Raw genomic sequence first — 20,808 nt, 5'->3', positions numbered from 1 at the left:
CGACCTTCCACGACGCCTTCCGCACGCCGAAACGCCTCTCGCCGTACTTGATTGACGACAGCCGCACACCACCTGACCTGCCGCATACCGAATCGCATGCGATTGCGTGGCGGGAGGTCAGGGGATGTGCGGCCGACGTAGACGGTGTGCGCGTGGACTATTCGTCCTCGGTGGCAGTAGCGCCGAGGTACCAGTCGGGCTCGCCGCTGGTGGGGAGGTCGTGCAGTTTGTCGGGGTTGCGGATGACGTTGATCGCGACGATGCGGCCGTTGTCGATGACGAAGGCGAACACGCCGGTGTGGTTGCCGTCGAAGACGACCAGGCCGGGCGCGCCGTTGACCAGCACCGCGCGTCCCCAGCCGTTCGCCGCGGACGGCGCGTGGTACCAACCGAGCAGCATCTTCGCGATGAGCTCGGCGCCGTGCACCGGCTGCCGGATCGCGGGAACCTTGCCGCCGCCGTCGGCGGTCAGGCTGACGTTGGTGTCGAGCACGCCGAGCAGCGCGCTGAGATCGCCCGAACGCCAGGCGACGGCGAACGCGGAGACGACCTTTTCCTGCTCGGCGGCCGAGGCGGGGAAGCGTGGCGTGCCGTCCTCGACCCGTTTGCGGGCGCGGGAAGCGAGCTGCCGCACGGCGGCCGGGGTGCGGCCGACCACCTCGGCGACCTCCGGGCCGGTCATGCCGAACACGTCTTGGAGAACGAACGCCGTGCGTTCGGCGGGTGACAGCGATTCGAGGACGACCAGCAGCGCCGTGGTCACCCGTTCGTCCTGGGTGATCCGATCCGCCGGATCGTCCCAGCTGGTCACCTCGGGCTCCGGCAGCCACTCGCCGACGTACTGCTCGCGGCGCGCGCGGGCCGACCCGAGCTGGTCCAGCGCGAGCCGCCCGGTGACGGTGCTGAGCCAGGCGCGCAGGTTCTCGATCTGCCCCGCGGTGCCCGCCTCGTACTGGCGTTGCAACCGCAGCCACGCCTCCTGCACCACATCGTCGGCATCGGTGAGACTGCCGAGCGTGCTGTAGGCGAGCCTGCGCAGATACGACCGGTGCTCCTCGAACCGCCGAGCCAGTTCGGCCTGGTCGAGAGGTTCCGGAGTAGAAGGCTGTTCCGAAGTCACTGCTGTTCGCCGTTCGATCGTTCCGCCCCGCCGGGGCGCGAGTCCTATGAGTACGTCACCAGGTCGACGACGCAGAGAACCAGAGTGTGACACGCCGACCCGCCACGCCCACCACCAGCGAGGTCCGCGTCACTAGAACGCTCGGCAACCCATAAGCCGCCCGACCCGGAGAAGTGAGGTCGGCCCGCCGCATACGGATCGCCCACCGCATACCGATCGCCCACCGCACACGGATCGCCCGCCGAATACCGATCGGTTCCGGCGCATGCGGAGTGGCCCGGCGCGTATGGAGTGGCCTGCAATTTGCGCGCAGCCGACCGATGGCGCGTAAAGCCACGTCGGCCGGGAAGCCGCCCGTTCGCCCACCGCACGCGAGGTCTCCTCCGCAGTGCTGCCACGTAGGCCCGCAGGCTGCGAGCGGGGCATGGTCGAGTCGTTGTGTGAGTGCGAGCGCTGTCAGGTCCCGTTGGGCATCGGAGGTGGGTTGGTGGGGGAGGGGATAGGCTCGGCGGGTGCAGAAGGGGACCTCGACGGCGGTGGGGCTGGTGCTGGGGTTTGTGCTGGATCGGGTGTTGGGGGATCCGCGGCGGTGGCATCCGGTGGCGGGATTCGGTTCGGCGGCAAGTGCGCTCGAATCGGTGACGTATGCGGATCGGCGTAGTGCGGGGGTGCTGCACGAGGTGCTGCTGGTGGGCGGTGTGGTCGGGTTGGGGGTCGGGGTTCGCCGGCTCGGGCTGCCGGTGACCGCGCTGGCGACCTGGACGGTGCTCGGTGGTCGCAGCTTGGCGCGGGCAGGTAGCGAGATGGCAGATCGGCTCGAGGCCGGCGATATGGACGGCGCGCGGGCGCTGCTGCCTTCGCTGTGCGGGCGCGACCCCGAGGTGCTCGACGCCGACGGATTGGCCCGCGCCGCACTGGAATCCATCGCCGAGAACACCTCCGACGCCACGGTCGCACCGCTGGTGTGGGGCGCCATCGCCGGCGTCCCCGGCCTGCTCGGCTACCGCGCGATCAACACCCTCGACGCCATGATCGGCTACCGCAACGACCGCTACCACCACTTCGGCTGGGCCGCCGCCCGCACCGACGACCTGGCCAACCTCCTACCTGCCCGCCTCACCGGCTTGCTCACCGTCGCCCTCGCCCCGGTCGTCGGCGGACGCCGCGCCGCCGCCCTGCACGCCTGGCGCCGCGACGCCGCCAAACACCCCAGCCCCAACGCCGGAGTAGTCGAAGCCGCCATGGCCGGCGCGCTCGGCGTCCGTCTGGGCGGCCGCACCCAATACCGCCACGGGACCGAACTGCGCCCCACCCTCGGCGACGGCCCCGCCCCCACCGTCGCGGATCTCCATCGCGCCGTACACATGTCGGAGTCCGTGCAACTGGCCTCCCTCGCCGTCGCCGCCCTCTGGTCCGCGCTTCGCCGCTAGGTCTGCACAGCCACGCCGTCGCACTTGAACCGACCCCGCAAAAGACTGAACTGGGTCCAACCCGCCGAACTCTCGACGAGCGGCTCTCGAACCCGACCAATCCACCCAGTGATGCAATGACCACCTGAATTCGCCCGGCTTCAAGCCCCGTTCACCATGCGGATTCGGTCCGCGTTGGGAAGTCCTCAGCTGTTCGTACCGGGTAGCGCTGAGCACATCGAGTGAGGTAATCCGGCCTACCTACGCAGCTGGTATGGGTTCCGGTGTGGTCATCGGGTGGTGGTCCCGGAGAAGCTCCAGCGAATGCGCGCCGAGTCAGTCCCGCCCGCGGCCGTATCGGTCTGCCAGGCGCGCTTCGGTGGTTGAGGCGGCGGGCGGAGTTGGTGCAGAGGATTCGGCGCCGGCCGGAGAACGCGGGGTAGTAGCGGCTACAGCTTCGGCGGGTTCGGTTGTGGGACTTGCCTTTTCCCGGCGACGCTCGCGGATTTCGGCATACAGGAAATAGCCGAGCCCGAGCGGGGCCATGATGCCGAAGGCGAGCCATTGGAGGCCGTAGGAGAGGTACGGGCCTGCGTCGAGCTGGGGGAGGGGGGTGGGGGTGAAAACTCCGGGCTGGTTTTCGTCGAGTTGGAGGTAGCCGCCGCGTTCGCCGGTCGGGATGGCGGTGAGGGGTTGTTGCAGGACGGCGGCTTCCTGGGTGGTGTCGATCGAGTAGACCTGCCGGTAGCCGTCTTGGACGGACGGGTCTTTGCCGGGCGTGCTGCCTTCGGACATCCGGACTCTGGCTTCGAGGCGCTGCGGTCCGGTGGGCGGGTCCGGGATCGGCGGCGGCCGGGAGCCGTCCACCGCCGCGACCAGTCCGCGATCGATGAGCAGGACGCGTCCGTCGTCCAACCGGAACGTGGCCAGCACGGAATATCCGGGAGCACCGTCGAGGTGGCGCAACCGGACCAGCACCGTGGAGTCGGGAACGTAGCTCCCGGAAGCGGTGACCTTGCGCCATTCGGTGTGCGAGTCATCGTCGGCGGAACTACCGAGCACGGTGGTGATGTCGATCGGCGCGGCACCGACCGAGTCGGCGATCAGCTGATTGCGATGCGAGGTGGTCGTGTTCTTGCCGAGCTGCCACGGCGCGAGCACCGTGAAGCACAGGTAGGCGAACACGGCGACCACCGCGGCGAGGATCACCCAGCTCGGCCGCAGCAGGAAGGTCAGCTTGCGCATCAGCGGCGCCCGTCGGGCACGGGCTCGCCGAGCGCCTCGCGCACCCAGTCGAGCAGACCGGGCATCGCCGCTTCGATCTGATCCCGGACCAGTTCGAAGCCCGCGATGTCGCCGTAATAGGGATCCGGCACGTCGGGTCCGTCGGCGGCCGGGTCGAAACTGCGCAGCAATCTGCGCTGATCCGCCGGCACACCGCGCCGGGCCAGCTCACGCTCGTGCCCCGTGTCCAGCACGACCAGCAGATCCGCGTCGTGATGATCGGCGCCGAAGGCGGCGGCGACATGCCCGGTCGGATAGCCGTACTTGCGCAACGTTTCGTTCGTGCGCGAATCCGCCTCGTCGCCGACGTGCCAAGAATCGGTACCCGCGCTGCTCACCCGAACCCGATCGGCCAATCCCGCGCGGTCGAGATGCGTGGCGAAGATCTTCTCCGCCATCGGCGAACGGCAGATGTTGCCGGTACAGACGAACGACACATGCAGCTCACCCACGACAGCCATTCTGGCCGGTCCACCTACGGGCTCGCCACGTAGGGTGTGATCTCGTGCCCGAGGACACCGTCGATCCCGCGAAACTGCGCCACCACGGCGACGTGGACGCCCGCCCCGGCATGCTCGATTTCGCGGTGAACGTGCAGGGCAGCGCCCCGCCGGACTGGTTGCGGCAACGACTCGCGGCCCGGCTGGACACCCTCGGCCGATACCCCAGCGCCGAGGAGGATCACACCGCCCGCCGCGCCGTCGCGGCACGCCACGGCCGCCGCCCGGACGAAGTTCTCCTGCTGGCCGGCGCCGCCGAGGGCTTTGCCATGCTGCCTCGGCTCGCACCCCGCCTGGCCGCGGTGATCCATCCGTCCTTTACCGAACCGGAACTCGCGCTGCGCGAGGCAGGCGTAGCGGTGCGCAGGGTGCTGCTCGAACCGCCGTACACCGTCGACCCGGCCGCGATCCCCGCCGACGCCGATTTGGTCGTGCTCGGCAACCCGACCAACCCCACCTCGGTCCTGCACCCCGCCGAAACCATCCACGCGCTGCGCGCACCAGGGCGGATCATCGTCGTGGACGAGGCCTTCGCCGACGCGGTCCCCGGCGAACCCGAATCGCTGGCTGGTTCCACCGCCCCGGACCTACTGGTCCTGCGCAGCCTCACCAAAACCTGGGCCCTCGCCGGACTCCGCTGCGGCTACTTCCTCGGCGCCCCGGAACTCCTGGCCCGCCTGAATCACGGCCGTCCCCACTGGCCCCTCGGCACCCTGCAATTAGAGGCGATCACCGCCACCGCCGAACCCGCCGCTGTCGCGGAGGAACAGCGGCGCGCTCAGGTCATCGCCGCCGAACGTCACGCGATGATCGATCGGCTCACCGAACTCGGCGTGCAGGTCCACACTCCAGCCGAGGCCCCATTCCTGCTAATGCACGTCCCTGACGGTGCACTACTCCGAAAACACCTCGCGGACAAGGGCATCGCTGTCCGTCGCGCCGACACGTTCCCCGGCCTCGGACCCAACCACCTGCGAGTGGCGGTGCGCGGCGCCGCCGAAGTGGAGCAACTGGTAACCGCGATTCGAACGGCAGCGTTGTGGTAATCGGAACAGAGGGTGTGACGCGAATTCTGGATGCTGTATCGCGCTCGGGAAAATCGTTGCGGCAGTGTGTAACTGGAACAGAGAAGGGTGGACGATGACGGCGCTGGCGGATCTGATCGAGGTGCTCGACGCGGCTTACCCGCCGAAACTGGCCGAATCGTGGGACTCGGTCGGGTTGGTCGCGGGCGATCCGGGTGACGAGGTCACCCGCGTGCTGTTCGCGGTCGACGCGACGGCCGGCGTCGTCGACGAGGCGATCGATTGGCGGGCACAGGCTTTGGTGGTGCATCACCCGCTGCTGTTGCGCGGGGTCGACACGGTGGCCGCGGATACGCCGAAAGGCGCACTGCTGCACCGGCTTATCCGTTCCGGCTGTGCGTTGTTCACCGCGCACACCAATGCGGACTCCGCCGACCCCGGTGTCTCCGACGCGCTCGCCGCCGCACTCGGCCTCACCGTCATCGACCCACTCGATGCGAAACCCGAGCCCGCCGTGGATAACTGGGTGGTGCAGGTGCCGCCTGCGCATACCGAAGCGGTACTGAACGCGTTGTTCATGGCAGGCGCGGGCGGCAGCGGCGACTATCGTGATTGCGCGCTGCGGGTAGCCGCCAAGAGCCAATTCCGGCCGATGTCGGAAGCGAAGCCCGCGATCGGCGTGGTCGGTGAACTCCAGCAGGTCGACGAGGACCGGCTCGAGCTGGTTGCCCCGCCCGCCGCGCGCGCCACCATCCTCTCCGCCCTGCGCGCCGCCCACCCTTATGAGGATCCCGCCTACCACATCACCGAACGCGCCCTGCTGTCCTCGTCGGTCGGCATCGGCCGGGTCGGCATTTTGGCGGAGCCGGAATCGTTGCGCGCCTTCACCGATCGAGTTGCCCTCGCCCTGCCGCCCACCGCGTGGGGTGTCCGCGCCGCCGGCGACCCGGACCGCTCCGTCTACACGGTCGCAGTCTGCGGTGGTGCGGGCGATTCCTACTTGGACGCGGCGAGCCGCCGCGGCGTCGACGCCTACGTCACCGCGGACCTGCGCCACCACCCGGTCGACGAACACCTCCGCAAGGGCGGCCCGGCCCTCGTCGACGCCGCCCACTGGGCCACCGAATTCCCCTGGTGCGCACAGGCGGAAGGCGTAGTCCAAGCCGCCCTGCCCGATCTGGAGACCCGCGTCTCGACCCAGCGAACCGACCCGTGGACGGTCAGCGCGCGGAACTGACCGGGCCAAGTGCTGCCTCGCTGCGAGCCGCGAATCCATCCTGCCGCTTCTGAAGCGGCCGGGCATCCCATCCCGCCGCTGCTGAAGGCGGCCCGGCATCCTGCCCGCTGCCGCTGAAGCCTGATCAGACGAATGGCTGGCCGCTGCCGCCAGACATCCGGCCTCACTGGGTGCTGAGTCGCCGCCCCGGGTGCTGCCGAACATTTCGCGCGACCACTGCTGACGCTGGACGGTCCTAATGGCTGCCCAACTGCCGCTGGACATGTCGCTCGGTGCCGATCAATCCACCAGCCGAGCGTTCCTGCTGCCGACCAGGCCAACAGTCGCTTGGCGCAGCTCCTGCCGACAAGACCTATAGTCGTGCGCGTCCTGCTACTGGATGTCCCCAACGGGCTTGCCCGCGCGACCAACTCAATAGTTGCGCGGTGGCTGCCCCTGCCAGGACGGATCTGCGGGCTGCTGCATCCCCTGCATCTGCTGGGCCTGCGCTCGCCCGAGCAACTCGGTGACCTGCTGCTGCGCGAGATTCGACTCGACCCCGCACCAGGTGCACTGCAATGAATGCTTGGTGCTCAACGGGATCAGCGGGATGAAGAACAGCGTGAACTTGGTGACCAGCTTGTGCAGTGTGTGCGCGGCCGGATTCCCGCAATTCCCGCACACCAAGGTGAGTGCGGCCAGCCGCGTGACGTACCGGCGCCAACCCCAGATCAACATGCAAAACCCCCGAAGAATCGAACTGTGACGCAGCTGACCATACCGCGCTACGGCGTGTCGTGGCGTGTCTGCCGGATTGGTCTGTGCGCAGGGCGGTTTCCGCGAGTCGACCGCCGTTCCGGGGGTACAACTACCGCATGAATTTCCCGGTGAACTTCGGCATCGTTCAGGTCGGATTGATCCTGATCCTTCTGGTCGGCGTCGCGCTGCTCCTGTCCGGCCTGCTGCGGGCGCGCCGGGTCGGGATGCGAGCGCTGGTCGCGCGTGGCGGCAGCGGACTGGTACTGCTGCTCGTCGCGGTGCTGCTGCTGTGGCTGGCCACGCTGTTGCAGACCTATCTCGGATTGACCGGTGAAATCAAGGCGGCGCACGTGGTGGCCAAGCAGGTGCCGGGCCAAGAGCATCTGCTCGACGTCGACCTCACCCTCTACGGCGACGACCAGCACGATGACCAGCACCTGAAGTACCAGGTCGAGGGCGACATGTGGGTATTGCAGTCGGGCATCGTCGAGCTGGAACCCTGGGTGAACGCGCTCGGCTTCCACTCCGGCTACAAGATCACCCGGCTGTACGGCCAGCGCCTCGACGGCGTCTCGCCCACCCAGCATCAGATCTTCCTCAACGACGGAGACCAGGACTTCTTCAACGACATGCGGGAGGGTCGCTGGTGGACCGAGCCGTTCGTGCGCTCCGCCTACGGCAACGCGGTGATCGCCGTCCCCGGCGAATACGACGTCTTCGTCTCCAGGGACGCGATCAAGACCCGCGCGCCCGCGTGACCCGGGCCCGCGCGTAGCCGCGACATTGCCCGCGATCGGGGCCACGCCCGGACAACCGCCTCGGCCGCACCGAATGGTGCGGCGTCGGTCAGCGGCGCGGGGTCGGCGGGGTACGGTTGAACACCGACCCATCCACAGCGTCCAGGAGTTTGTCCGCGTTGAATGTTGACCCACCGATCCAGGCCAAGCTGCTTCAGCTCGCCGCTGTCGACGCCGAGCTGACGCGGATCGCGCACCGCCGCACCGTGCTGCCCGAACAGCAGGAGGTGGCCCGGCTGGAGGCCGAGCGCAACGCGCACAAGGACGCCGCCGTCGCCGTGCAGATCATGCTGGACGACCTCGATCGCGACATCCGCAAGCTGGAGGGCGAGGTCGACGCCGTCCGTAAGCGCGAGGAGCGCGACAAGGGCATGCTGACCGCCGGATCGGTGAACGCCAAACAGCTTTCGGAGATCCAGCACGAACTCGGCAGCCTGGAGCGCAGGCGCTCGGTGCTCGAGGACGAGCTGCTCGAGGTGATGGAGAAGCGGGAGGCCTCGGCCGACGACTACCAGCACGCGGGCGCCCGGCTGGACAAGACCGAGCAGGAACTGGCCGACGCGCTGACCCAGCGGAACGAGGCCCTGGCCGATCTCGAGGTGGCGCAGGGCCGGTGCGACGCCGACCGGTCGAAGCTGATTTCGCTGTTCCCGGCCGACCTGATGGCGATCTACGACCGGCAGCGCGCCCAGCACGGTGTCGGCGCGGCGCTGTTGCAGGCCCGCCGGTGCGGCGCGTGCCGGATCGAGCTGGATCGCGGCGAGATCGCCAGGATCGCGAAAACCGCTCCCGAGCTGGTCGTGCGCTGCCCGGAGTGCGGGGCGATCCTGGTGCGCACCAAGGAATCGGGGCTGTGATCGGGACCCCGCGGTGACCGAACGCGAGGTGATCGTCGAGGCCGACGGCGGTTCGCGCGGCAATCCGGGACCGGCGGGCTACGGTTCCGTCGTCTTCGCCGCCGACCATGTGCGGGTGCTCGCGGAACGGCGGGAGTACATCGGTATCGCGACCAACAATGTCGCCGAATACCGCGGGCTCATCGCCGGTTTGGAGGCGGCGGCCGAACTCGGCGCCGAGATCGTCGCGGTGCGGATGGATTCCAAGCTGGTCGTCGAGCAGATGTCCGGCCGCTGGAAGGTCAAGCACGCGGCCATGATTCCGCTCGCCGACCGGGCCCGCCGGCTCGTCGCCGGGTTCGAACGGGTGAGTTTCACCTGGATTCCACGCGCCGAGAACTCGCATGCCGATCGTCTCGCGAACGAGGCAATGGACGACGCCACCCTGGTCGACGAGGTGCGCACCGCCCGCGAGGCCGAAAAGCCCGCACCGGCAGCGGATCCGGTCATCTCGGCCGTCGCCGCGCAACCCGCGCCTGGCTGGACCGGCGCCACCGGTCGCCCGACCCGGCTGCTGCTCCTGCGCCACGGTCAGACCGAACTCTCTGTGCAGCGCCGCTATTCGGGCCGCGGCAATCCGCCGCTGACCGAACTCGGCCGCGAGCAGGCCGCGCGTGCGGCGAAAATGCTTGCCGCCAAGGGGGATATCACCGCCGTGCTGACCTCGCCGCTGAGCCGGGCGCGCGACACCGCCGAGGCCGCTGCCACGGCGCTGGGTGCGCCGCTCACCGTGCTGGACGGCTTGATCGAGACCGACTTCGGGGACTGGGAGGGGCTCAGCTTCCGCGAGGCCGCCGAGCGCGATCCGGAACTGCACGGTCGCTGGCTCGGTGACCCCGCGCTGCCCGCGCCGGGCGGGGAGAGCTTCGACCAGGTCCGTGAGCGGGTGGACGCGGTCCGGCGTGACCTGGTCGGGCTGTATCCGGGCGCGAACCTGGTGGTGGTCAGCCATGTGACGCCGATCAAGACGCTGTTGCAACTGGCGCTGGGGGTCGGGCCGTCGCTGCTGTACCGGCTGCATCTGGATCTGGCGTCGCTGTCGATCGCGGAGTTCTATCCGGACGGCGGCTCGTCGGTGCGTCTGGTGAACGACACTTCCTACCTGTAGTCGCTGGGCGAATTGCCCATTGTCTCAACGTGTTCGGGCTGTGCCATGCGCTCGACCATTGGGGTTCACTCGCCCGTCGCCGCATGCTCGGCAATGGTCATCCCGGTGTGCCAGCCTCCTGCCGAGGATGAGGTGGTCGTGCCTCGCGAGCTCCGGTCGGCCTGGTGATTTCCGTCCTGATTCGCGGTGCGGCGGTTGCGCAGCGTATAACAGTTGAGTCTCGTCGGCCGGGCAATTCGGCCGCAGCTGGGGTTGGGTGAGAGTGAAAGTCAGTTCGGGCGAACGTTTTTCAGAGCCGATCTGCCATCGTGTGGCTCGGGTCTCACTCGGGGATCAATTGTGGTGCGGCGCACAGGTCTGTTGCGGACCCGCCCGCCGCACGTCAATGCTGAGTTAGCCAGCAGATAACCAGCGTCGATGAAATTCCTCTGCGCAGGCGAATCCGTTTGCTGATCCGGCGACCGCTGAGTGTCTCGGGGGCGGTTCCCTCCCCGGTCCTGGCGAGCCAGGCAGTCAGTGCCGTGCTCGCTTTTTCGAAAAGGAGAGAAGTGACAACAAGATTCAGGTCGATGGCGCTCGCGACGGCGGCCCTCGCATCCGTGGTGGTCGGCGCCGCCGGCACCGCGTCGGCAGCGCCGACCGCCGTGCTCGGCGGCAGCTCCGGCATCGCCTTCGAGAACAACTCCGTGTGCTCGCTGACCACGATCGGTCACGACAGCGCGGGCAGGCTCGTCGGCATTACCGCAGGTCACTGCGCACCCACCGGCTCCCGGCTGGTGTCCGAGCGCACGCCGGAGGCCGGCGTGCTCGGCAAGGTCGCCTTCTCCGATGACGGCAACACCCTGGACTACGCGGTGCTGGAACTCGATCCGGCGAAGATCACCCCGGTGCGTACCGTCGGCCCCACCACCATCGCGGGCGTCGCCGACGCGCCCGGCGCCGGCGCCACCGTGTGTTCCAGCGGCCGCACCACCGGCACCGACTGCGGCGTCGTGTGGGGTGAGCTCGAGGGCACCAGCATCAACCAATACTGCTCGAAGCCAGGCGATTCCGGTGGTCCGGTGGTCGTCGGCGATCGGCTGGTCGGAATGAACCAGGGCCGGCTCACCGGCATTGGGCCGATCGGCTTCGACGTGCCGTGCACCACGGCCGCCAACCCGCTGCACTCGCCCGCGTTCTTCCAGCCGATCGTGGTGATCCTCGCCGCGATCAACGCCCAGGGTGGCGTCGGGGCCGGCTTCCAGCCCATCTAGCCGGATCGGGGATTCGCCGCGGCCGCCAGCTCACGCAGGGCGGCCGCGGTGAATTCGTCCAGCGGGTAGAACAATTCGATTGCCAGCTCGGAGAGGGTGACGTCGGCGGGTGCGCCGAAGGTGGCCATCGTGCTGAACATCGACATCTCGCCCACGGGGGTGCGGACGCGAATCGGGACTTCGAACGGGCTCGGTTGCGCGGCTCCGGTTTTCGATTCGCCCGGGGGATCGGGTAGTAGCGGATAGCGGCTCACCTCGTCGTAGAGCGCCGTCAGCTGTGCGTCGCCGCCGGCGCTGACCTGCCGGACCAGGCGCTCCAGGAACAACTCTCGGACCTGGATCGGATTCGCCAGCCGCGCGGCCAAGCCCTCCGGATGTAGCACCAGCCGACACACATTCGGTTGTGGCAGCAGCAGATGTTCCGGTATGCCGTGCATCAGCACACCCATCGCCGCATTGCCGGTGACCACATTCCACAGCCGGTCGACGACCACCGCCGGGTACGGCTCATGTGCGGTCAGCATCGTCTCCAGCGCGCTTCGCACCGGGGTCAGGTTCGTGTCGTCGAGACTGCTCTCCCGGTAGGCCGGTGCGTAGTCGGCGGCCAGCAGCAGCGTATTGCGGTCGCGCAGTGGGACTTCCAGCGCTTCGCACAGGCGCAGCACCATCGCGCGACTCGGTTTGGCGCGACCCGTTTCCAGGTACGACAGATGCCGGGCCGAGGTATCCGCCAGCAATGCCAGGTCGAGTTGGCTGAGCCTGCGCCGTTGCCGCCACTCGCGCAGCAGCAGGCCGGCTTGCGAACGGGTTGCCAGTCGAGGTTGTGCCACCTGAGCAGGCTAGTCACCGGTCGTATCGCGCGGCCATGACCTCCGAGGTTATTGAGACGCTCACCTCACGTCGGCAAGGTTGGGTTCCGGGAGCCGATCGGCCCCGACCAGAGATCAGGAGCTGGATATGAGCACGACCTTCCCACCTGCGCTGAGCACCGATTTCCTGCGCACCGCGCTGCGGGTCGACGGCTGGAGCACCGGCGCCTTCGGCATCGTCATGCTGGCCGGTGCCGCGGTCCTGCGTGATCCCCTCGGCCTGCCCACGGCCTGGTCGATTCCGTTCGGCGTCGCCATGCTCGGTGGGGCGCTCGCCCTGTTGCTCATCGCGGGTGCACCGCAGATCCCGTTCGGCCAGGCGTGCGCGGTCGTCGCGGTGAACGCGTTGTCGGCGGTGGGGATGGTCGTGCTCGCACTGTCCGGACTGATCGACCTGACCGGACTCGGTGTCGCGTTCCTGTTCATCGGTGCGGCGGTGGTCGCGACCTTCGCCGCGATCGAGTTCAGTGGGCTACGTGCCATTGCCAAAACCGTTTGCGCTGGAAGAGGACCGGCAAGTACAAAATTTGGGTGAACATCTCGACTATCGACCTGCGGCAGTTGACCGCCGACGAGTGGGAAGTGTTCCGGCGGGTCCGGTTACGGGCGCTGGCCGATACCCCGCAGTTCTTCGGGTCGACGCTGGCCGAGGCGCAGGCGCGCACCGAGGCGGATTGGCGGGCGGCGCTGGTCGATCGGGCGCAGTTCGTGGCCAGCGCCGGGGGAGTCGAGCTCGGCACGGTCGCGGGTATGCCGGATTCCAAACGTGATGGTGTGCACCTGATTTCGATGTGGGTCGCGCCGGAGGCGCGGGGCACCGGGGTGTCGGACCTGCTGGTGCGCGCGGTCCTCGGCTGGGCCAGGGCGGGCGGGCACACGGTGGTCCGGCTGCAGTTCGCCGACGGGAACATCGCGGCCGAACGGCTATATCTGCGGCACGGATTCGTGCGCACCGGGGTGAGCGGGTTCGTCCGGCCGGGCGAGCCGCGACTGGAATACGAGATGGTGCACCACCTGTAGCGCGGCGAGTTTGCCTGCCCGGCACCCGGGTATCCGCTCCCCGATCGGGAGGTGACGGGCATGCCGAAGCAGGCCGCGGCGCGGCGCGTACGCCGCTTGGTCGATTGGTCGAAGGGGCCGTCGGTGCTGCGCTGGCGGTCCTGGTGGGGTGTGCTGCGGCGGACCGTCACGGAGTTCCTGGACGACAACCTCATGGATTGGGCTGCGGCACTTACCTATTACAGCGTGCTGTCGATCTTCCCCGGGCTCATCGTGCTCACCGCGATACTGGGTGCGCTCGGCTCGTCCGCCACCCAGTCGCTGGTCGACACCATTCGGGAGATCGGACCCGGCAGTGGCACAGCGTTTCTCGTCGATGCGATCGACCAGCTGCACGGGTCTCCGCAACTGGCCGGTCCGTTCGCGATCATCGGTCTCTGCACCGCGTTGTGGACCGCCTCGGGATACATCGGCGCATTCATGCGCGCCGCCAACGCCATCTACGACATCGAAGAGGGGCGGCCGATCTGGAAGACCGTCCCGGTGCGTGTCGGCTTGACCGCGACGATGGTGGTGCTGCTTGCGTTGTGCGCCATCGGTGTTGTGGCCACGGGCTCGATCGCCGAGCGCCTCGGACGGTGGATCGGTGTCGGGTCGGCCGGTGTGATGGTGTGGGACATCGCGAAATGGCCGGTGCTCGCGGTGCTGGTCAGTTTGGCGTTCGCGCTGCTGTACTGGGCCGCGCCGAACGCGCAGCAGCCCGGCTTCCGCTGGCTGAGTCCGGGCAGTGTGCTCGCCGTGCTGTTGTGGATCATCGCGTCCGCCGGATTCGCCGTCTACGTAGCCAATTTCGGCTCCTACAACAAGGTCTACGGATCGCTCGGCGGCGTCGCCGTCTTCCTGGTGTGGCTGTGGATCTCCAACGTCGCGGTTCTGCTCGGCGCGGAATTCGACGCCGAACTAGCGCGCGGGCGGCGCATCGAACAAGGGTGGCCGGCGGACGAGGAACCGTTCCTGCCGCCCCGCGACACTCGTTGGATGTCCGATGAGGAAGCCGAAAAGCACAGTGGTGCTGAAGAAGACGCGGCCGCGGCACCGGCCGACGACTCCGCGGACAGGAGGAAACGATGAATCAGACCGAGCATCCGGAGCGCGACAGATTCCACGAGGTAGCTGACGCGGCCAGGGAAAAGGCGACCGAAGCCGAACATCGCGCGGAGGAGAAGGCCGCGGAAATGCGCCGGATCGCCGAGGAAAAGGCGGCCGAAGTCGTGCACCGGGCGGAGGCGAAAGCCGCGGAGGAATCCCGGAACGCGGCGACCACCGAGGATCAGCGCACGGCCGACGAAAAGACCGCGGCGGCAAGGGAGAAGGCCGCCGAGTCGATCCGCGCGGCCGTCGAACGCACCGATGAGGTGACCGCGAACGCTCGCGCCGCCACCGAACGAGTCGCTGATCCGGCGGAATCCGTTGCGGGACAACTGGGCTCACTGGTCGCCGCGGCGCGCCGCCGACCAGTGCCCGCCGCCGCGGTCGCCGCACTGGGTGGGTTCGTGTTGTGGCGATTGTTGCATCGCCGCTGACTCCGCGTCGGCTACCTGCTGGTGGCGGCAAGCTGACGGCGGAACCAGGCGGTCAGTTCGGCGTCTGCCGCGCGCGCCTGCGGTGACTGGGGTGCGGGCTCGAGGCCGGGCTCGTCGGCGAGAGGGTGTGCCAGGCCGGGGATGGCCAGCAGTTCGGCGCCGGCGCCTACCGCGGCGACGAGGTCGGAGGCGTCGGTGCGTAGTGCCGGGTGATCCAGTTCGCCGCTGATGACCAGCAAGGGCGCGCGGCCGGTGATCGCACCTGCTTTGGCGACGAAGTCCAGGTTGTCGACGGCCCGCTCGGATTCGGCGTCGTACGGGTACGGGCCCGGGAACAGGTCGACGACCGACCGCATTCGGACGGCGGCGTTGAGGATGGCGGCGGCGAAGATCGGGGTGTCGGTTTCGGCGAGGACGCGCAGAGCCACCGCACCGCCCAACGAGGCGCCGAGTATCCCGATCGGGCCGTCGGCTATCGGGAACTGCTCACGAATCGATGCCAGCGCGGCCGGGAACTCCTCGGCCGCCTGCCGGACGAACGGGGCCAAGTACAGCATCAGCGGGTCCTTGGTGGCCAGCTCCACCACGGCGTCCGTGCTGCCGTCGACCATGCGCGCTCCGCACATCGGCATGCCGAGATGCACCCGCCACGCGGGCACGTCGTGCATCGGCAGCGCGGCGGCGAACGCGGCGTCCGTGCGCGGCGCGTCCAGCATGTGCCAGGTGATGATCAACGGCGCGGGCCCGTCGACTGCCGGTGGCAAAGCCGTGAACGGTACGCCGGCCGCGGTGCCTGTGATCGGTGACTGCATGGGGCTAACCGTAGGTGTGTGCCGGCGTTCCGGGAATCGGTTGCGCTACCAGCGAAATCGCCGCTGTTTGCTTGCATATTCGGCGCGCATCACCCTCGGTGAGTCCCTTGGTGATGCCCGGCCAGGCGAGCGGGCTGTGCAGCGAACGCATCACCCCGCTCAGCGCGTCGTTGTAGTCAAGTCGGCCGTGGCGGTCGGCTGCTCGATTGCCTCGTCGCGGGGTCTCTCGCAGGTTCGGAAGCACGGGGTAGACGGTGAGGTGGACATTGGTGGGATTCAGGGGAGGGCGGTGTCGAGCTTCGCGAGGAAGCGGGGGAAGTGGGGGTCGGAGTCCGGGACGGCGAATTTGTCTATGTCCCACCAGTGTTGGGTGCTGAATTCGCGGGGGTCGAGGGGATAGGGGCGGGCTCGGGTGCCGTGGATGAGGTACCAGAGGCTGACGTCTTCGTGGCTGTCGGCGCCGTTGGTGGTGGTGATGGTGAGGAAGAAGGGGTCGGGGCCGGTGACGGTGAATTCGGGGTCGATGCCGATTTCCTCGGTTGCCTCGCGGCGCGCCGCTTCGAGCGGGCGTTCGCCGGGGTCGATGTGGCCGCCGGTCGGTAGCCACAGTCCGGCGAGGCGGTGGTGACCCAGGAGTACCGCTCGGGCATCCGGGTCCACGAGCACGACGTAGGCGACCAGATGCCGTGGTGGCGTTGCCGGTTTGACGCGGCGATACACGTCATCGGTGGATGCCAGCCAGGACAGGGCCTCGTCGATGTGTTCTTGTTCGAGGGCATCGAAGGGCACGATGCCGCTCACGATCTCGGCGACGACAGCAGTCGCAGGGTTCATAGCCGGGGACTGTAGCGGCGGGCACCGACATTGATGCGGTGACGGCGTGCCGCGCTCGTCGTGACTACGGCACCGATCGACGCCCTGCTGGGTTGTCCTCGATTGATCTGTCCGGCCGGAAGCATCGACTAACTCTCGCGACGACACGCAGGCATCGCTGGTCATCGGAGCGCCGCGAAAGAATTCGTGCGCCGCCACCGGGCACGGGGACGACGGTAAAGGGCTCAGTCGAGGACGACGGGGCGAAGCCGGGTCGTGTACATCCCCGCACGATCGAGAGCGTCGACGGCGGCGTCGAGTTCGATCACGGCCTCCTCGAACACTTCTCGGGCACCGGCCACACAGTAGGCAGGTGTGGTGAGCGCGCCGATCCCTTCGGTGTCGATGAGCAGCCCCGAGGTCCGCAGCGCGCCGTATCCCTCGGCGAGTTCGCTCACGCCGCGCCGCAGTTCGCGCAACTGGTCGAGCAGGTAAGCCCGCCGGGCTTCCAGGATCAGTGGATCGATCATCGCGGCTCCTCGATTCCAGCGAGTTTCCCGACAATCTACGTGCGCCGGGAACACCCTGCCGCACACCTGTTCCGACTGCCGCACCCACGACAGCGGAATGCGAAACGCTATTCGGCGAGCTGGCCCACTCGCTGACGTGCCACCCCGAGCAACGTAGCCACGTCGATATCTGGAACATCCTCGCGCCGAAGCTCTTTCACGAGTGCGACCTGCTCGGCCTTGAGTTCGCTCGACAAGCGATCTACCTGTATCCGAAGCGCGGCAATGCGTTCGGTACGTGGCTGAATGTCGCGTGCGCCGCCGAAATCGTCGACGATCAACGACGTGTCGACCTGAGAGAGGGGAACGTCGAGTTTGGCGGCGATGATGGTCCGCGCTTCGTATCCGACGTCGGTCAAATGACGTGCCTGCCCGCAGGGATCGTCTCCGTAGACATCGGGGATGATGATCTCCCACCAGCGGCCGACCCGATATGCGTGCACCTCGTAGTTGATTGCCTTGCTCATACTTCCTCCTCCGGGCAATCGCAGGATGCCATGGCTTTCCTGATGGTGCGGACGACGCCCGGCGAGATCGACGGGTATCCGTCGGGCACGCTGACATCGTGTTTGCCGCCACGGCAACCGTAAATGGTGTGGCTACCAGCACCATCGCGCAACCGGGACCAGCCCTCGGCCTTGAGACCCTTGAGGACTTTCCGGGTCGGCTGCTCCGCGATCACAGCGAAATGCTAGCAGAGTAGCCAAAAAAATGGCAAGCATGCTAGCGGTATCGGCGGCTCGGTTCTGGCGGCCTACGGGCGGAGGATGGAGACCAGGAATTCGGTTTGGTCCCAGACGGCCTTTTCGAAGACGTCGTCGAAGTAGATGTCGAAATGGCCTGCTTGGTAGCGCTTTACGACGGCGTGCTTGGTGCGTTCGGCGGCGCGGAGGGCGGACTTGACCGGGGTGATGGAGTCGTTGTCGCACAGCGCGTAGAGGACGGGCATCTTGAGCGACTTCGCGCGTTTGCCGGGGGAGTCGAACAGGGCCGAGAAGGCTACGCGGGCAGCGACCTTCGGCTTGTAGTGCTCGCTTTCCTCGGCCAGCCTGCCGTTGCCCTCGGGGACGTCGGCCGCGCTCATCAGGGCGGCGGAGCGTTTGCGTCCGGCCAGCCGGATGCCGACGTGCTTGCGCCGCAGCGGACCGATGAGCAGGTCGGTGGCGGCGATGGCGGTCACCTTGGTCATGCTGATCGGGCCCTTGGCCATCGCGCAGGACCAGCCGCTGGTGAACGGCACCTGCGCGACGACCGCGGCCAGGTAGTCGTCGTGCGGGGCGACGGCGAGCACGTGCCCGCCGCTGAACGAGGTGCCCCACAACGCGATCCGGGTCGCGTCGATGCCGCGGATGGTGCGCGCGTAGGCGATGGCGGACTGCCAGTCCTCGCGCTGGCGCCCGATCCGGATCACCTGCCGCGGCTCCCCCTGGCTCGCGCCGAAATGCCGGTAGTCGAACACCAGGACCGCCATGCCCGCGGCGGCGAAACGCCGCGCGTACCGGTCGAGTCCCATCTCCCGATTCGCCCCTAGGCCGTGCCCCATGATGACGAGCGGACGGGGCTTGGGCGCACCATCCGGACGGTAGAGCCAGGCGGCGCACTGCTCGCTTCCGGACGGGAAGCCGACCTCGACACGTTCCATGGCACCCAACCGTACTGTGTTGGCGGGGGTCGCACCCTGGTGGCGTGGGTGGCGACCAGTACTCTGGTACGGCGGACGAGTTGGCCGGGCGACCGCGGCATCGGGAACGGGCACGAATGTGCCGCCGCCCGGCGTCGAGGAAAGTCCGGACTCCACAGAGCAGGGCGGTTGCTAACGGCAACCCGGGGCAACCCGCGGGACAGTGCCACAGAGAACAGACCGCCCACGACCCTCGGGTCGTGTGGTGAGGGTGAAACGGTGCGGTAAGAGCGCACCAGCGCCCCGGGTGACCGGGGCGGCTAGGTAAACCCCGCCCGGAGCAAGGTCAAAGGTCGCACCGTTCGCGGTGCGGCTGCGCAGGTGTTCGAGGGCTGCTCGCCCGAGCCTGCGGGTGGACCGCTCGAGGCACCCGGCAACGGTGTGTCCAGATGGATGGTCGCCCCCCGGTGCGAACCGGGGACAGGATCCGGCTTACAGGCCAACTCGTCCGCCCGTCGGGGCTCTTCCGGCGAACTCCGGATTAACAGCCGAGATCCAGTCTGTGGCCGAATGATTGGGACAACCGGGACGCAGCGGATACCAGTACATTGTCGGTCGAGGTTTTGTGCGGTGTGCCCGATTCGGGGCCGCCGCGGGATCGACTGCTAGGAGATCGTCATCAACGTTCACACCATGCTGCGTCGCGCGGGGGTCCTCGCGTCGGCGGCCGCTCTGGCCACCGTTGCCTGTGCCGGTGCGGCCGCCGCGGAGCCGACCACCACCACCCCGGCCAAGCCCCCAACGACCAACGTCGACATCACCGGCGCCGAATTGAGCGGCGGCGGTGTGAACGTCTCGGTGGCCTACAAGTGCGAGGCGCCCGGCAAGACGGTGACGCTGCAAGTGTTCGTCCGCAGCACGGGGGAGGGCGCGCAGCAGACGATCGGTGCGACGACCAAGGCCACCTGCAATACCGAACGTCAGACCGTGTCCGTCACGGCAGGCAAGATCCCGGATGCCGAGCCGTTCACTCCTGCGGCGGGCGAAACCGTCAGGGTGTTCAGCACTTTGGTGTCGGGCGACAATCAGCAGAGTTTGGAGAGCGGCACCGCCGTCAAGCGGCTGACGCTGAAATAGTGGCAGTCTGATCTTCTGCCGCAATCGGTTCCGCGGTGCCATCATGGAGGTAGCCGCGGGGCCGGTGCGCCCAGGCGCCCGCTCCTGCTGCATGCGGGCGCGCTCAGGGGCCAGGCATGGACCTACTCGCTGTTCTCGGAAGCATATTAGGGGTGGGCGCGATCGCCGGCGGCGTGCTGACCGCCGCCGGCGCGCGGGTGGTCGCACAGTACGAGAAGGGGTTGATCTTCCGGTTCGGCCGGGTGGTCGCCACCCGGGAACCGGGGTTGCGCCTGCTGATTCCGTTCGTCGACCGGATGCGCAAGGTGTCGACGCAGATCGTCACCATGCCGGTGCCCGCGCAAGAGGGCATCACCAGGGACAACGTGACGGTGCGGGTGGACGCCGTCGTCTACTTCCGGGTGTACGACCCGGTGCTCGCGGTGGTGGAGGTGCAGAACTACCTGTTCGCCGTCGGGCAGGTGGCGCAGACGTCGCTGCGCTCGATCATCGGCAAGAGCGACCTGGACAGCCTGCTGTCCAATCGCGAGGAGCTGAACAAGGGCCTCGAGCTGATGATCGACAGCCCGGCGCTCGGCTGGGGCGTACACATCGATCGGGTAGAGATCAAGGATGTGGCACTGCCGGATTCGCTGAAACGCTCGATGTCGCGCCAGGCCGAGGCCGAACGCGAACGCCGCGCCAGGGTGATCTCCGCCGAGGGCGAGTTGCAGGCCTCGAAGATGCTGGCGCAGGCGGGCGCGCAGATGTCGGAGTCGCCGGCCGCGTTGCAGTTGCGACTGCTGGAGACCGTGGTTCAGGTTGCGGCGGAGAAGAATTCGACGCTGGTGCTGCCGTTCCCGGTGGAGTTGCTGCGTTTTCTCGAGCGCGCGACACCGGCGGCGGCGACCAATCCGCTACCGCCGCAACAGCAGTCGGCGCCCGCCGATCCGCTGCCGGTCGCACCCGCGGCGATACCCGCACCTGACGGACCTGCGGCGACTGGGGCACCCAATGGGCCTGCGGCGGTCGGCGCGTCGGGTGGGCCTGCGGCGGTGG

At 68.2% G+C, this 20,808-nt stretch carries 23 protein-coding genes, 1 other RNA gene and 1 pseudogene; 14 read left to right on the top strand and 11 right to left on the bottom strand.

Annotated elements, in window-relative coordinates; translation table 11 throughout:
* Positions 1-157 precede the first annotated feature (157 nt).
* A complete protein-coding gene (gene sigJ / locus ACFYO1_RS26260) occupies positions 158-1,120 on the bottom strand; it encodes an RNA polymerase sigma factor SigJ (protein ID WP_387236215.1) in 963 nt (320 codons plus the stop codon).
* A gap of 512 nt (positions 1,121-1,632) precedes the next feature.
* On the opposite strand from sigJ, the gene ACFYO1_RS26255 reads away from it, so the two are divergent.
* Positions 1,633-2,550 (top strand): cobalamin biosynthesis protein, encoded by a 918-nt coding sequence (locus ACFYO1_RS26255; RefSeq protein ID WP_387236212.1) that lies wholly within the window; start codon positions 1,633-1,635, stop codon positions 2,548-2,550.
* A 315-nt stretch (positions 2,551-2,865) separates the two neighbouring features.
* On the opposite strand, the gene ACFYO1_RS26250 is transcribed toward ACFYO1_RS26255, so the two are convergent.
* Both ACFYO1_RS26250 and ACFYO1_RS26245 read right to left on the bottom strand, forming a co-directional pair.
* Entirely contained in the window at positions 2,866-3,774 is a 909-nt protein-coding gene (locus ACFYO1_RS26250) for an SURF1 family protein (RefSeq protein WP_387236209.1), read from the bottom strand.
* On the bottom strand, positions 3,774-4,274 hold the full coding sequence (locus ACFYO1_RS26245; RefSeq protein WP_387236206.1) for a low molecular weight protein-tyrosine-phosphatase: 501 nt from the start codon (positions 4,272-4,274) through the stop codon (positions 3,774-3,776). Before ACFYO1_RS26245 ends, ACFYO1_RS26250 begins: the two co-directional genes overlap by 1 nt.
* A gap of 44 nt (positions 4,275-4,318) precedes the next feature.
* Here ACFYO1_RS26245 and cobC point away from each other — a divergent pair, with 44 nt between their 5' ends.
* Positions 4,319-5,359, top strand: a complete 1,041-nt coding sequence (gene cobC / locus ACFYO1_RS26240) for an Rv2231c family pyridoxal phosphate-dependent protein CobC (RefSeq protein WP_387236203.1) — start codon at positions 4,319-4,321, stop codon at positions 5,357-5,359.
* 94 nt (positions 5,360-5,453) lie between these two features.
* Entirely contained in the window at positions 5,454-6,575 is a 1,122-nt protein-coding gene (locus ACFYO1_RS26235) for a Nif3-like dinuclear metal center hexameric protein (RefSeq protein ID WP_387236201.1), read from the top strand.
* Positions 6,576-6,986: 411 nt separating this feature from the next.
* Here ACFYO1_RS26235 and ACFYO1_RS26230 read toward each other — a convergent pair whose 3' ends face one another.
* Complete coding sequence (locus tag ACFYO1_RS26230) at positions 6,987-7,292, bottom strand: hypothetical protein (RefSeq protein WP_387236198.1); 306 nt, start codon at positions 7,290-7,292, stop codon at positions 6,987-6,989.
* A 137-nt stretch (positions 7,293-7,429) separates the two neighbouring features.
* Here ACFYO1_RS26230 and ACFYO1_RS26225 point away from each other — a divergent pair, with 137 nt between their 5' ends.
* The 4 genes from ACFYO1_RS26225 to ACFYO1_RS26210 all read left to right on the top strand — a co-directional run bounded on the left by ACFYO1_RS26225 (position 7,430) and on the right by ACFYO1_RS26210 (position 11,367).
* Positions 7,430-8,071 (top strand): hypothetical protein, encoded by a 642-nt coding sequence (locus tag ACFYO1_RS26225; protein ID WP_387236195.1) that lies wholly within the window; start codon positions 7,430-7,432, stop codon positions 8,069-8,071.
* A 158-nt stretch (positions 8,072-8,229) separates the two neighbouring features.
* Positions 8,230-8,967, top strand: coding sequence for a zinc ribbon domain-containing protein (locus ACFYO1_RS26220; protein ID WP_387236192.1), 738 nt, complete (start codon positions 8,230-8,232; stop codon positions 8,965-8,967).
* A 13-nt stretch (positions 8,968-8,980) separates the two neighbouring features.
* Complete coding sequence (locus tag ACFYO1_RS26215) at positions 8,981-10,114, top strand: bifunctional RNase H/acid phosphatase (protein ID WP_387236189.1); 1,134 nt, start codon at positions 8,981-8,983, stop codon at positions 10,112-10,114.
* 548 nt (positions 10,115-10,662) lie between these two features.
* The gene (locus ACFYO1_RS26210) at positions 10,663-11,367 is read left to right on the top strand and encodes a S1 family peptidase (protein ID WP_387236186.1); all 705 of its coding nucleotides are present in this window, start codon (positions 10,663-10,665) and stop codon (positions 11,365-11,367) included.
* Here ACFYO1_RS26210 and ACFYO1_RS26205 read toward each other — a convergent pair.
* Entirely contained in the window at positions 11,364-12,197 is an 834-nt protein-coding gene (locus tag ACFYO1_RS26205) for a helix-turn-helix domain-containing protein (protein WP_387236183.1), read from the bottom strand. The genes ACFYO1_RS26210 and ACFYO1_RS26205 overlap by 4 nt on opposite strands.
* 127 nt (positions 12,198-12,324) lie before the next feature.
* Here ACFYO1_RS26205 and ACFYO1_RS26200 point away from each other — a divergent pair, with 127 nt between their 5' ends.
* Genes ACFYO1_RS26200 through ACFYO1_RS26185 form a run of 4 tightly spaced genes read left to right on the top strand, consistent with a single transcriptional unit; the run spans position 12,325 to position 14,818 of the window.
* The gene (locus ACFYO1_RS26200) at positions 12,325-12,771 is read left to right on the top strand and encodes a hypothetical protein (protein WP_387236180.1); all 447 of its coding nucleotides are present in this window, start codon (positions 12,325-12,327) and stop codon (positions 12,769-12,771) included.
* Positions 12,768-13,256, top strand: coding sequence for a GNAT family N-acetyltransferase (locus ACFYO1_RS26195; RefSeq protein WP_387236177.1), 489 nt, complete (start codon positions 12,768-12,770; stop codon positions 13,254-13,256). The genes ACFYO1_RS26200 and ACFYO1_RS26195 overlap by 4 nt, the downstream gene beginning before the upstream one ends.
* 60 nt (positions 13,257-13,316) lie before the next feature.
* Positions 13,317-14,366 carry a YihY/virulence factor BrkB family protein gene (locus ACFYO1_RS26190; protein ID WP_387236174.1) on the top strand — a complete coding sequence of 350 codons (1,050 nt, stop codon included), beginning with the start codon at positions 13,317-13,319 and terminating at the stop codon, positions 14,364-14,366.
* The gene (locus tag ACFYO1_RS26185) at positions 14,363-14,818 is read left to right on the top strand and encodes a hypothetical protein (RefSeq protein WP_387236171.1); all 456 of its coding nucleotides are present in this window, start codon (positions 14,363-14,365) and stop codon (positions 14,816-14,818) included. Before ACFYO1_RS26190 ends, ACFYO1_RS26185 begins: the two co-directional genes overlap by 4 nt.
* An 11-nt stretch (positions 14,819-14,829) precedes the next feature.
* Here ACFYO1_RS26185 and ACFYO1_RS26180 read toward each other — a convergent pair whose 3' ends face one another.
* The 6 genes from ACFYO1_RS26180 to ACFYO1_RS26155 all read right to left on the bottom strand — a co-directional run bounded on the left by ACFYO1_RS26180 (position 14,830) and on the right by ACFYO1_RS26155 (position 18,654).
* Positions 14,830-15,630 carry an alpha/beta hydrolase family protein gene (locus ACFYO1_RS26180; RefSeq protein ID WP_387236168.1) on the bottom strand — a complete coding sequence of 267 codons (801 nt, stop codon included), beginning with the start codon at positions 15,628-15,630 and terminating at the stop codon, positions 14,830-14,832.
* A gap of 276 nt (positions 15,631-15,906) precedes the next feature.
* Positions 15,907-16,464, bottom strand: a complete 558-nt coding sequence (locus ACFYO1_RS26175; protein WP_387236165.1) for an NUDIX hydrolase — start codon at positions 16,462-16,464, stop codon at positions 15,907-15,909.
* 224 nt (positions 16,465-16,688) lie between these two features.
* Complete coding sequence (locus tag ACFYO1_RS26170; RefSeq protein ID WP_387236162.1) at positions 16,689-16,973, bottom strand: hypothetical protein; 285 nt, start codon at positions 16,971-16,973, stop codon at positions 16,689-16,691.
* A 107-nt stretch (positions 16,974-17,080) separates the two neighbouring features.
* Positions 17,081-17,479, bottom strand: a complete 399-nt coding sequence (locus ACFYO1_RS26165; protein ID WP_387236160.1) for a hypothetical protein — start codon at positions 17,477-17,479, stop codon at positions 17,081-17,083.
* Complete coding sequence (locus ACFYO1_RS26160) at positions 17,476-17,694, bottom strand: type II toxin-antitoxin system HicA family toxin (RefSeq protein ID WP_387236157.1); 219 nt, start codon at positions 17,692-17,694, stop codon at positions 17,476-17,478. Before ACFYO1_RS26160 ends, ACFYO1_RS26165 begins: the two co-directional genes overlap by 4 nt.
* A gap of 72 nt (positions 17,695-17,766) precedes the next feature.
* Positions 17,767-18,654 carry an alpha/beta hydrolase gene (locus ACFYO1_RS26155; RefSeq protein ID WP_387236154.1) on the bottom strand — a complete coding sequence of 296 codons (888 nt, stop codon included), beginning with the start codon at positions 18,652-18,654 and terminating at the stop codon, positions 17,767-17,769.
* Positions 18,655-18,730: 76 nt separating this feature from the next.
* On the opposite strand from ACFYO1_RS26155, the gene rnpB reads away from it, so the two are divergent.
* From rnpB to ACFYO1_RS26140, 3 genes and pseudogenes are all read left to right on the top strand, one after another.
* Positions 18,731-19,144, top strand: an RNA gene (rnpB, locus tag ACFYO1_RS26150) — RNase P RNA component class A.
* A 182-nt stretch (positions 19,145-19,326) separates the two neighbouring features.
* Positions 19,327-19,770 (top strand): hypothetical protein, encoded by a 444-nt coding sequence (locus ACFYO1_RS26145; protein ID WP_387236151.1) that lies wholly within the window; start codon positions 19,327-19,329, stop codon positions 19,768-19,770.
* 116 nt (positions 19,771-19,886) lie between these two features.
* Positions 19,887-20,699 (top strand): annotated as a pseudogene (locus ACFYO1_RS26140) (slipin family protein); the annotation flags it as partial.
* Between the last annotated feature and the right edge of the window lie 109 nt (positions 20,700-20,808).

Origin of the sequence: Nocardia sp. NPDC006044 (genome assembly GCF_042871115.1) — a bacterium.
In the GTDB taxonomy this organism is placed as follows: Bacteria; Actinomycetota; Actinomycetes; order Mycobacteriales; family Mycobacteriaceae; genus Nocardia.
The sequence above is the reverse complement of the archived record's forward strand: the minus strand, read 5'-3'. Positions and strand labels throughout refer to the sequence as shown.